We start from the raw sequence: 12609 nt of genomic DNA, 5'->3' as shown, positions 1-12609 counted from the left end.
CGGCGATGTGCTGTGGAGAACGAACCTGCGGGGCGCTCTACGGGGCGCGCCGGCTGAGGACCAGGCGACCGAGCAGCACGACCCACCGCGGCACCGCGGCCAGTGACCCCCACGGCAGGTAGCCACCCAGCACGGCGATTGGTGCGATCGTGCCGACGTAGCTCCGACTCACGATCCGCCGGTCGATCGCGTACGCGGGAATCGGGTCGTCGCCCAGATACGGGTCGTCCAGGGTGACCCGCATCGCTCCCACGATCGGCTCGTCGCCGATCCAGAAGGTCGTGGACGGGCACTCCACCCTGGTGCTCGTGGTGGCGAGCCACATCCTGGTCGTGGTCGTGCAATTGGCGTCGACCGCCGTCCCGAACCGGCCGACGTGATCCGCGTCGATGCGGACGACCGCGCCGATCACAGCGACGACGATCGGCCCGTAGCCGCGGACGGCGTCGAACAGCAACGCGATGGCGGCTGCGAGGCAGGTGTCCACGGCTAACGCGACCAGCCTGGTCGCGCACCACGTCGGGAGAGCTTCCCTGCGCATCGGCTCCGAATATCACGTGCACAGGGGGAGTGGCCGACAAAAAATGCTCCTGCTGCGGTGCTGATAGCTTGCGCCCGTAACCGAGGAGGAGGCGGAGGACAGCACCGCGGAGAGCCGGCTCGACCTCGTCCTCGGGCTGCTGTTGTGCACGGTGGTGGGTGGGTTGGTCGCGTGGTGGTTCCTTCCGCGGACAGACAGGGTGTGGAGTTCGGCGTTCGGCGCTCGCCGGGTGAGGCCCTGACGGCCGGACGCATGCTGGCCGCGTTGACCCGGGCCGACCTCATGCTCGACTGGCCGTGGATCTGGCTGTCGACCGGCGCCCCGAACAGCTGGGGCTGGCCGCGGCCCGGGACCGGGACGGCTACTCGGGTAAGGCATGGCGGGGTGTGCTGATGTCACCCGAGCTCGCCGCCCCGCTCACCACCGCCCGGCGGATACGCGACCAGTACTCGCACGTGGACGTCACCACGGGCGCACTCACGATCGACCGGCCCCAGGCCCGCGCGGAGCAGGCCGGCCTCCGCCGCGCGCTCCCGGGGGCCGGCTTCTGGCGCCGTCCAGCCCGCGTAGCGGAGACAGCTGGCGAGCCGGCGGACTATCGATGCGTTTTCTGGTCCGCCGCCGGCGGTGGCCGAACTCGGGTCCTGGGCCGACCGCCGGCCTCAGGATTCATACGGCACCGGGCGGCCGGTCGTGACCCCGTCGGTCAGGAAGGTCACCAGGTCCGGCCACAGCCGCTCCCACGCCTCGTGCTGGTGATCGATGTCGTGGCCCAGGCCGGGAACGACGACCAGGCGTACCGGCCCGCCGGCCGCCTCGGCCCGTTCGGCGAGTTCGTAGGCGTGCTGCACCGCGATCACCTCGTCCGTCCGGCCGTGCAGGACGTAGAGCGGGGCGGTCACCCGATCGAGTGCGTCCAGCGGCCGGCGATCCGCGGACGCCGCCAGGGCGTCGAGCGCGTCCCAGGTGGCGTCGGCGATCAGCCGCGAGGTCGTCGGGCGGGCGGCGCGCTCGTCGGCCACGTACCGGACCGGGTCGTAGAATCCCATCGCCAGCACGCCTCGGTGCCACACGCCGGGGGCCCTGGTCAGAGCCAGGAGCGCAGCGTACGCGCCCCGGCTGACGCCGTAGATGCTCAACCGATCCGGGTCGATGTCGTCCCGCCCGATCAGGTGGTGCGCCGCGGCCAGGATGTCGTCCACCTCCAGGCCGCCCACGTCGGTCCGGGCGGCGTACTCGTCGCCGTGCCCGAGCGCCCCGCGCCGGTCCACGGAGAACACCGCGAAACCGGCTGCCACCAGCGTCGCATGCTCGGGGATGTGCCGGTACCGGCCCTCGGCGTCGAGCACGCCGCCGGGATCGGGCGGGCAGACCAGCACGGCCGGGTGCGGCCCGGGACCGGCCGGCAGGCTCAGGTGGCCGTAAACGGTCAGGCCGTCCGAGGACGTCAGCTCGTGGACCACCGGCAGCACCGTCTCCGGCGCCGCGTCCTCGAGGGTGTCGGCGACGACCTCCACCAGACGACCGGCCGTCAGGTTCTGGAGCAGTTCGACGACGGGAACCGACACGCCCAGCCGGTCACGCAGCAGCACCCTGAGCTCGACGCTCATCATCGAGTCGAGCGAGACCACGCCCTGCTCGGCCACCTCCTCCTTCGGCAGGCCGGTGAGCAGGCAGAGCAGGTCCTCGACGAGGTCGGGCAGCAGCGCCAGGCGTTCCTCGCGGGTGCCCGCACGTAACCGGTCGGGCAGCGCTGCGTCGCTGCCCTCGGACGCCTGCGCCGGAGCCACCTCGGCGTAACGGGGCAGCGTGGCCAGGTGGGCGTTCGCCCGGACCCACCGGTCCCACCGGATCGCGCCGATCGATGCACGGACCGGGTCGGTGCGCAGCAGCGTGGTGAGTTCGGCCAGCAGCTGGTCGGCCGTCGAGCCGACAAAACCGCGTCGGGCCAGCGAGTCGCCGATCTGGTCGAAGCGGGCGGCCACCCCGACGTCGGCGACGGCGCCCCAGCCGACCGCGACGGCGGGTAGGCCGTGCGCGCGGCGATAGTCGGCCAGGGCATTGAGGAATTCGTTGGCCGCGGCGTACGGCCCGACCTTCGACCCCCCGAACTGCGCCGCGGTGGACGAGAACAGGATGAATAGGTCGAGCTGGTCCTGCTCGGTCTCCAGATGCAGATTCCAGGCGCCGTCCGCCTTGGCCGCGGTCGCGTCGAGGAAGTGCTCAGTGGACATGTCGGCCAGCAGGTCGTTGTCGTACACCACCGCCGCGTGGACGACGCCACGCAGCGGCGGCAGGGTGCGGCGGGCCTCGTCCAGCGTCCGGTGGAGCTGGGCGCGGTCGGTCACGTCGGTCGGGGCGACCCGGACCGTGACGCCGCGCGCGCGGAGTTCGGCGACCGTCCGGTCGGCCTCCGCCGACGTCAGGCCACGCCGGCTGAGCAGCAGCAGATGCCGTGCGCCGCGATCGGCCAGCCACCGTCCCGTCGCGAGCCCGAAACCGCTGGTACCGCCGGTGACGACGTAGGTGCCGGGCGCCAGCGTCACCGCCGGCATCGAACTCGCCGGTACCCGGACCCGCTGGTCGCTGATCCGCACGACGAGCTTGCCCACGTGCTCCCGGCGAGCCATCGCCCGGAACGCGGTGGCCACGTCGGCCAGCGGCACCTCGGTCGTCGGCAGCGGGGCGATCGCGCCGTCGTCGAGCAGCCGCACCACGTCGCGCAGGTAGCGCCGGCTGAGGTCGGGCCGCTCGAGCAGCAGGCGGTCGTAGTCGAGGGCGTGGAACGAGATCGAGCGGTTGAACGGCCGGAGCCGCAGGGCCCGGTCGGCGGCGAAGTCGGCCTTGCCCAGCTCCACGAACCGGCCCAGCGGGCGGAGCAGGTCGAGGCTGCGCTCCAGGATCTCACCGGGGATCGAGTTGACGACGACGTCGACGCCTTCTCCACCGGTCCAGGCGCGGACCTCGTCGGCGAAGGCCGTCGTCCGTGAGGTGGCGACCCCGGCCACCCCCTCGGCACGCAGCAGCTCGCGCCGCTCGGGCGTCCCCGCGGTGGCGAAGACCTCGGCGCCCAGCCACTTCGCGATGCGGATGGCGGCCAGGCCCACTCCGCCGGCCCCGGAGTGGACGAGCACCCGTTCGCCGGGCCGGACGTTCGCCAGGTGCACGAGCGCGACCTGCGCGGTGACGACCGGGAACAGCGCCGCGGACTCGACGAGTGAGAGCGACGCCGGGCGGCGGACCACGTGCACTTGGTCGAGCGTGACGTAGGACGCGAACAGACCCTTGCTGACCGCGAAGACCTCGTCGCCCGGGCGCAGGTCGGTGACCTGCGCGCCGACCCGGACCACTGTTCCCGAGCACTCGATGCCGATGTCCGGTCCGCTGTGGGTGTTCTCCATCGCCTCGTGTGCCAGCAGCCCGGTCGCCTTCAAGACGTCCTTGAAGTTCAGCCCGGTGTACGCGACGGCCAGTTCGACCTCGGTCGGCGCCGGTTCCCGCCGGGCGCAGGCTTCGAGCCGGAGGTCCTCGATGCTGCCGCCGGTACGCAGGCGCACCGGGGTGTCCGCCACGTCGACGGTGGCGTGATGGAGGGGTGACCTCTTCTCGGCGCGCCGGAACCGCAGTACGTAGCGGTGCCCGGACCGCAGCAGGACGTCGTCGGCGCCGGGGTGGATCAGCTCGTCGATCAGTGCGTCGCCCGGCGCGTCCGCGTCGATCTGCCGGCAGCGCAGCTCCGGGTGTTCGGCGTTGACGGCGCGGCCGAGCCCCCACACCGACGCGCCGAACGGATCCAGCGGTCGGTCGCCGGCCGGTCCCTGCGCGCCGCTGGTGACCAGGAACAGCGACGTGGGCTCGGAGATGGCCTGGATCAGCTCGAGCGCCCGCGTGCACCGTCCGCAGGCCCGGTCGTCGACGGGGCCGGGATCGACGACGAAGATCACGCCACGCGTCCCGGCGGTGAAGCCGGTCAACCAGTCACCCTCGGGCACCAGGTGTCGGACCGCGCCTCCCCGGGCGGCGAGCCCGTCGGCGATTCCGGCCGCCAGCGGTGACGCGCCGACGACCGTCCAGCTGCCCTCGGCGGTGCCGCCGTCCGCCATCGGTTCCGGACGCCACACCTGCTCGTAGTACAGGTCCTCGGTGGTCCGGTCGGGAGCGTCCGCCGAGTCGGACAGGGCCTGCGCCCGCATGCCGACGAGTTCGGCGACCACCGCTCCGTCGTCGGTGATCAGGGTCAGGTCGCCCACCACGCTGTCCGGCCCCGTGCGTCCACGGCCGTGCACCCACAGCGACCGGCCCGGTGAACGGTAGAAGCGGACCTCGTCGATGCGCACCGGCACGAACGTCTTCGACGTGCCCTCCGGCCGGGCGCCGACGAGCATGGCGTGCAGGGCGGCGTCGAGCAGGGCCGGGTGCAGGCGATGACCGGACTGATCGACCCGGTCGACGTCGATGCGCGCGAGCACCTCGCCGGATCGCCACCAGAGCCGTTCGATGCCGCGGAAGGCCGGCCCGTACGGCAACCCGGCCTCGGCCAGGTGCGCGTAGACCGCGTCGTGGGCCATCTCGGCCCAGCCGACCGGCGGCTCGGGAACGACGGCGGGCGGCGGGGTGGGATCGGCCAGCGTCGCGCGGCGCAGCCCGGCGTGCCGGGACCAGCCCGAGTCGTCGCCGCTGCGCCGGGCGTGCATGGTGACCTCGCGGGTCAGCGGGTCGTGGGTGACGCGCAGGGTGGTGACGCACTTCGGCGGCAGCGTCAGGGCGCGGTCCAGGACGACGTCCTCCAGCACGCACGGCGTCTGGTCGCCGAACGCGGCCAGCGCCGCCTCGAGGTAGCCGGCGCCGGGGAACACGACGGTGTCGGCGATCCGGTGGTCGGCCAGGTAGGGGAACTCGGCCGGCGACAGCTCGGTGTCCCAGGACGGCGTCGGGGTGGGGAGCCTGCGGCCGGCCATCAACCAGCCCTCGTCGCCGAGCCGGGCCGACCGGGCGTAGGGCGACTCCAGCCAGTGCCGCTCGCGCTGCCAGGGATAGTGCGGCAGATCGAGGTGGTGACGCCGACCGGGATGGATCGCCGCCCAGTCCGGCCGGTCGCCGGCGACGTAGAGCTCTCCGAGCGTCTCGCGCAGGACGCGTGCCCCGGGCCGGTCCCGGTGCTGCGAGGCGAACACCGGGATGTCGGCTCCGGCAGTGATCGTCACCTCGCGGATCGCCGAGGCCAGCACCGGATGCGGACCCACCTCGAGGAAGGCGGCCGGCTTCGTGGCCGTCGCCCGCGCGATCGCCTCGGCGAAGCGCACCGGCTCGCGGACGTTGCGCCACCAGTAGCCGGCATCCATCGCGGACCCGTCCAGCCAGTTCCCGGTCACCGTGGACAGCAACGGCAGGGTGGCCGCGCGTGGCCGCAGGCCGTCCAGTGCGTCGAGCAGCGGTGCCCGGACGGCGTCCATGACGTCGCTGTGGTACGCGATGTCGACGCGGAGTTCCCGGACGAAGACCCCGGCGTCACGCAGCCGGGCGGCCACCAGGGCGACCGCGTCCCGCCGGCCGGACAGGGTGCTGGTGCTGGGGCTGTTGCGGGCGGCCACCGACACCCCCGCGACGAGGTACGGCGCGAGGTCGTCGGCGCCCAGCCCCACCGCCAGCATCGCACCCGGTCCGGCCGTGCTGGTCCGACGGGCGCGGTGGACGCTGATCGTCAACGCGTCCTCGAGCGAGTACACCCCGGCCGCGTACGATGCCGACACCTCGCCGACGCTGTGCCCCACGACGGCGGACGGCTCGAGGCCCCAGGACCGCCACACCGCGGTGAGGCCCGCCTGCACGACGAAGTTGCCCACCTGGGCGTACAACGGCTCGGTCAGCCGGGATGCCTCCTGGTCACGCCGGAACTCGTCCTCCATCGAGATCCCGGACCGGGCGAGCAGCCGGTCGCACTCGCGGACGGCCGCCGCGAACGCGGGTTCCTCGTCCAGGAGGGCCCGGCCCATGCCCCACCACTGCGGACCCATCCCGGTGTAGACGAACACCGTGCCGGAGCCTCCACCGGCCCGGCGGGGTTTGTCGGGGATCTCCAACGCACGCAACGCGGTGGCCGCGGAGGCGGAGTCGTCGGCCACCACGAACGCCCGGAGCGGATGGTGCGCACGCCCCCGGCTCGCCGTCCGGCACACCTGGTGGAGCGCTGGGGCGTCGGCGGTGGCGAGCAGCGTGGCGTAGCCGTCGACGAGCGCACGGAGCGCACCGACGCTGCGCGCGGAGACCGGCAGGACGAACGGACCGGTCGCCGGATCGGGTTCCGCCGAGGTCTGCGGCGGCGGCTGTTCCACCAGCGCGTGCGCGTTGGTGCCACCGAACCCGAACGAGTTCACCCCGGCCCGCCGCGGGCCGAGCGCCGGGTGGAACTCCACGGGCTTCGTTGGCACCCGCAACGGCAGCGAGTCGAAGGGAATGGCGGGATTGGGCCGTTCGAAGTGCAGGTTCGGCGGTATGACGCCACGCTCAACGCACAGCGCAGCCTTGATCAGACCGGCGACCCCGGACCCGCCCTCCAGATGGCCGATGTTCGTCTTGACCGAGCCGATCCAGTGCCGCGCCGTCGACCCCGCGAGCGCGTCGCCGATCGCGGCGACCTCGATCGGGTCGCCGACCGGGGTCCCGGTGCCGTGCGCCTCGAAGTAGCCGATGGAGCCGGGCTCGATGCCCGCCACCCCGCACGCCGCGACCACGGCCGCGCGCTGGGCCGTCCGGCTCGGCACGGTGATGCCCGGGGTGCGGCCGTCCTGGTTGACCGCGGTGCCGAGGACCGCCGCGTAGACGTGATCGCCGTCGCGCAGTGCGTCGGCCATCCGTTTGACGATCACGACGGCCGCGCCCTCGCCCCGCGCGTAGCCGTTGGCCCGGTGGTCGAAGGCCTTGCACCGCCCGTCCGGGGACAGGAACTGGCCCTTGGCCAGGACGATGCTCGACGCCGGGTCGAGCATGACGTTCACGCCGCCGGCCACCGCGACCTCGCACTCGCCGCTGGCCACCACGCCGCACGCGTAGTGGAAGGCCACCAGCGACGAGGAGCAGGCGGTGTCGATGGAGAGGCAAGGACCGCGCCAGTCGAACGCGTGCGCGAGCCGGGCGGACAGCAGGGTGAGGCTGGCCCCGGTCGCCGTGTGCACGCCGATCATCTCCAGGTTGGGTTCGGAGACCTGGAGGTGGGTGGAGTCGACCATGGCGTTGCCGATGAAGGTACCGACGGCGCGACCGGCCAACGCGCTCGGTGGGATGCCGGCATCCTCCATCGCCTCCCACGTCACCTCGAGAAGCAGCCGCTGCTGCGGATCGACGATGGCCGCCTCGCGAGGGGTCAGGTCGAAGAACCCGGCGTCGAGCCGGTCGATCGGCTCGGTGAGGAAGGCGGCCTGGCGGACGGACATCCGGCCCGGGGTCTCCGGGTCGGGATCGTAGAACCGTTCGGTGCGCCATCGGTCCACGGGCACGTCGCCGACCGTGTCCACGCCGGACATCAGGAGGTCCCAGAACTCGCCGGGGCCGTGCACTCCGCCAGGGAAGCGGCACCCGATGCCGACGATCGCCAGTGGCTCCATTGTGGACTCTCCTGTCGTCGGGGATCTCATGGGAAACGAAAGGCGGGTTACGTGCGCGGAACACCCGAGATGCGGGCGCCCCGGGCGGGGACGAGCATGAGGTTGCGCACCCGGGTGCGCTCGGTGCGATCGCCGTCCGGCTCCAGCTGCCACCGGCGGAGTACTTCGCGCAGCACGATCGTGCCTTCGGTCAGGGAGAACGCCGCACCGATGCAGCGCCGGAGCCCGCCGCCGAACGGGAGCCAGATGGTGGGGGGCGGGTTGTCGTCGAGGAAGCGGGACGGCCGGAAGACCGTCGGCCGCTCGAACAGCGACGGGTCGGCGTGCACCAGCCCGATCGACCCCATCACCAGCGTGCCCGCGGGCAGACGGTATCCGCCGAGGTCGACGGGTTCGGTGATGACCCGGCCGACCTCGTGGATCACCGGATGCAACCGGAGCGACTCCTTGACGACGGCCTCGAGGTACCGCTGGTCGTTCTCGTCGGCCGCTCGCTGCGCTAGCGCGAGCTGGCCCGGGTCGTGGGAGAGCTCGTAGAGCGCCCAGGCCAGGGCGGTCGCGGTGGTCTCGTGCCCGGCGACCAGCATCGTGATCAGATTGTCGTGCAGCTCGGCGTCGGACAACCCGCCTCCGTCGTCCTCCTCGGAGAACCGTAGGAGCTGCGAGAGGACGTCGGTGCGTCCGGCGAGGTCGGGAGCGCTCCGCCGCTCGGCGGTCTCGGTACGGATCAGCTCGTCGACCCGCTCGTGCAGTTCGGCCTTGCGCCGCCACACCCAATACCGCTGAAGTTTCGGTATCTGCAGGCCGGGGAGGTCGAGCGGGCCGATGTCGAACAGCTCCGGCAACCGGGAACGCAATTCGTTCAGCCGTGGCCCGTCGGCGATGCCGTAGACGACCCGCAGCATGACCTCCAAGGTCAAGGCCTGCATCCGCGTGTGGGCGGAGAACGGCACCGCGCTCGGCCACCGTTCGGCCTCCTCGACGGCGAGGCCGGTGATCAACTCGCCGTAGCCTCGCAGCGCCGCGCCGTTGAACGCCGGGGTCAGCAGCCGGCGAAGACGCACGTGCTCGTCTTCGTCGGCTAGGAACAGGGAGTTCTCACCCAAGAGCGCGAGCAGCACGGCGTTGCCGCGGTTGGGATGGAAGGTCGTCGGCGAGCCGGCCAGCATCTGCCTGATGTGCTCGGGGTTGGACAGCTGGACGGCGGTGCGGCCGCCCGCCAGCCGCAGCCGGACGGTTTCGCCGTACCGGCGCCGCAGCACCGGCATGACCCGATGACGAAACCCGAGAAAGGCGGCGGACTGGAGCCACCCCGGCAGGCGTGGCCCGGGTGGCAGGTCGGGGACTCGGGTGTCCGTGCTGGTGTCAGGACCGCTTCTCATGGCGCCGCAGATCCCTTCTGAGGTGCTTCGTGGAAACAGATGACACGGTGCCGGGCTGTCTCGGGCGGCGTCGTCCCGACGCCTGAGATGGCTGGGTCGGAAGCCGCGGGGCGCCGCACCCGGCCGACTGTTCGGCGTCGGCCGTTCGGCGCCTCCGAACCGGATCGACCCGTGGGCAAAATCCTAGCCGACCCTTTCCCGGTTTTCTACATAGCGACATTTTCTCCTCGTGCGGATGCCGAGATTTTCGCCGTCCGGCACGCGAAGGTTCACCGGGCCGGAGCCGAATCGTCAGCCGGCCGCGGGGCTCTCCGCCGATTCCGGTGACGGCAAGGGATCGACATCGGGCGGGAGAGCGCGTCGGCGGGCTTCGCCCGAGGCGCCGTCGATGCGCGCCGCCACCAGGCCGGCCACGGGCAACATCAGCGTCGCCGCGCCCGGCACCACCGACAGGCCGTCGTAGGAGTAGCCGCTGCCGTCGATGTCGAAGACGAGATTCGGCACGAACATCAGCAGCAGCCCGCCGATCGCGACGGTCAGGACCGTGGCGGGAACCGCGGCCACGGTCAGGCCGGTCCACACCGCGAGTTCCCGCCCGGGTCGACGCCGGGTGTCCCGGCGCAGCACGGCGAGACACACGACCGCGAGTGGTAACGCCGCGAACGCGGCCAAGGCGGCGGGACCAATGCTGTCGCCGGACATCGGTGGCCGGATCAGTCCCGTCCCGACGATCAGGACGACCGGCGCCACGACCAGCAGGACCGCAGCCCACCGTGGCATCGGGTCGCGGCTGAACGCGATCGTGGGAACGGCCGCCAGCAGCACGCCGGCCACCGCGAGGACGATAGTCGTCGCCTTCAGGCCGATCGGCAGGAACGGGTGGTTCACACCGGGCGTGCCCTGCAACGTGATCAGCGGTAACACGCTCGCGGCCACCAACACGCCCACCATGACACGGCGCAGCACGGTGCCGGACAGCCGGTCGGTCAGCGCGCTCCCGGCCACCGCCCAGCCGACGATCACCGGCACCGCACCGACCAGCAGCGCGAGCCGCAGGCCGCCCGGCCCGGTGATGCTCATCCGGTGCAGTACCGCGTTCGCCAGCGTCAGCCCGGCACCGACCAGCAGCGCCGCCGCCGGGCCGAACCGACGGTCCGCGGTCGCCACGAGCATACTGAGTGTGGCCAACAGGATCGTGGCCGCGCGCAGCTCGGCGGTCCACATGAAGAGCTCACCGGAGCCGCCGGGCATCGGCGCGGACGCGGAGAGGTCGTCCATCGCCGGCGTGAGGATGGCCAAGGTGTACGCCCACGCGATCACGGCTACGGCGAGTGCACCGGCGGCGGTCACGACCGCGGCCACCGGTAGCGGCCCGCGACGTCCGGCCGCATCCCGCGCCGCGCTCCGTCCCGGCGCCCCCGCCGGTTCCCGACGCGGACGGAGCGCACCGAAACCGTACGCGAGCGTGAACGCCGCGAAGCAGACAAGCGTCAGTCCCCACGGACCCTGGTAGTAGAACGTCCGGCTGCTGTGCCCGTTCGTGATCTCCTCGAATGCTGCGGGCGGCGCGCCAACGGTCAGCGACGCCACCATCGTGGCCGTGGCATTCCGGCCGGCCAGCGCGATCGGCACGGTGGACGCGACCGCGGCGAGCGCGCTGACCAGCGGCACGCCGAACAGCATGAGCGCCGCGACCCGGCCGCGGCGAGCGGCCCGCACCGCGGCGACACCGACCGCCGCGGCGCCGGGCGCCCAGATCAGCAGTCCGACCAGCACGCCGAGTAGATACGGCAGGTCGTCGGCGAAGAGCGCGCCGAGCAACACCATCGGCGCGAACGCGACCGGCGCGAGCGCGGCCGGGCCCGCGGCGCCGAACCGGCCGGTACCAGAGATCGGCCCGCGTCGCCCCAGCCAGCGCCCGGACAGGAGGCACCAGGCCAGCGTGACGACCGCCCCGACGAGCGAAACCACCCACGCACCGCCAGGTGGGGCCGGCTCCACGCCGGCCAGGTTCAGCAGCCGGACGGCGAGGTCGGGCGAGTATGCCGATACCGACAGTGCGATCAGTGCGGCGACCAGCAAGCCGACGGCAGGCGCGCCGGGCGCCAGCGAGGCGCCCCACCCGCGCGGCTCTCCGTCCGCGTCCCGCATCGGCGGCGCGGCGAGCAGGCTGAACGCGTAGCCCAACCGCTGCTTCGCGGTGCCCTGGTGCGCTTCGAGGGCAGCCAGTTCGGCGAGCCACTCAGCGTGCATCTGCTCGCGCAACTCGGCCGGCCAGCGCCTCGCGGCTCGCGCCAGGCACCAGCGAGCGAGCCGACCCACCCAGTTCATCCTGCCCTCGTTTCCCGGCGACCCCCCGCCCGGCGCGTTCACGCGGTCCTCGGGTCAGTCGCCGGCTTCCCCGCGCCGAGGCTGTGGTTCAACTGGGCTCGCAACGCCGCCACCTCGGTCTGCGCCGTGACCCGGCCGTCCGGCGTGAGCCGGTAGTACCGGCGGGCGGGACGACCGGCCGCGACCGGGTCGATCTCCTCCCAGTACGCCTCGATCCAGCCGGCGTTCTGCAAGCGCACCAGGATCGGGTACAACGTGCCGCTGGGATGCCCGCTGGCTCGCATCAGATCCAGGCCGTAGCGGACCGCCTCCGGGTCCTCGAGGAACGCGGCCAGCACCTTGGACACGGCCGCGGTAATCCGCACTGGATTCACCATGAGGACACTTTAGATGACGCTATATCTTGTTTCTACATAGGGTCCGATCTGCGTGGCTCACTTACCTCGGCTTCGGCACGGGCGAGCCTGTCGGACCCCGGCGATCACGTCGGACGCGGGGAACCGCCTCCTGGTGTTAACGATCGCGCCGGAAGAGGGCCGGCGGCCGTCTCGCCGCCGAGATGGGCACAGGCCCACGCCGGTGTCCACGACAATGACCAGGAAGACAACCACGGGGCAGAGCCGCCGTCAGCACGAGGAGACAGCGGCCCGGCCCCGCTTGCGAAGGGTTCAGCAGGTCGGCGAGTCCATGATTCGAAGCCCGACGACGTCACCCACGCTGGCTCGCGTCCGTCCGAGGGCGCTGAACTGTCAGC

The 12609-nt window shown here is 72.4% G+C and carries 5 protein-coding genes; all 5 read right to left on the bottom strand.

Annotation, left to right across the window (positions count from 1 at the left end):
* Positions 1-37: 37 nt before the first annotated feature.
* On the bottom strand, positions 38-541 hold the full coding sequence (locus ABD437_RS02840; RefSeq protein ID WP_344647136.1) for a hypothetical protein: 504 nt from the start codon (positions 539-541) through the stop codon (positions 38-40).
* 662 nt (positions 542-1203) lie between these two features.
* The gene (locus ABD437_RS02835) at positions 1204-8142 is read right to left on the bottom strand and encodes an SDR family NAD(P)-dependent oxidoreductase (protein WP_344647135.1); all 6939 of its coding nucleotides are present in this window, start codon (positions 8140-8142) and stop codon (positions 1204-1206) included.
* A 47-nt stretch (positions 8143-8189) separates the two neighbouring features.
* A complete protein-coding gene (locus ABD437_RS02830) occupies positions 8190-9524 on the bottom strand; it encodes a cytochrome P450 (protein WP_344647134.1) in 1335 nt (444 codons plus the stop codon).
* Between the two features lie 291 nt (positions 9525-9815).
* A complete protein-coding gene (locus ABD437_RS02825) occupies positions 9816-11855 on the bottom strand; it encodes a hypothetical protein (protein WP_344647133.1) in 2040 nt (679 codons plus the stop codon).
* Between the two features lie 38 nt (positions 11856-11893).
* A complete protein-coding gene (locus tag ABD437_RS02820) occupies positions 11894-12232 on the bottom strand; it encodes a PadR family transcriptional regulator (protein WP_344647132.1) in 339 nt (112 codons plus the stop codon).
* Between the last annotated feature and the right edge of the window lie 377 nt (positions 12233-12609).

The sequence above is a fragment of the Cryptosporangium japonicum genome (assembly GCF_039524755.1).
Classification (GTDB): Bacteria; Actinomycetota; Actinomycetes; order Mycobacteriales; family Cryptosporangiaceae; genus Cryptosporangium; species Cryptosporangium japonicum.
Note: the sequence above shows the minus strand (reverse complement) of the source record. Positions and strands in the feature narration are given on the sequence as shown.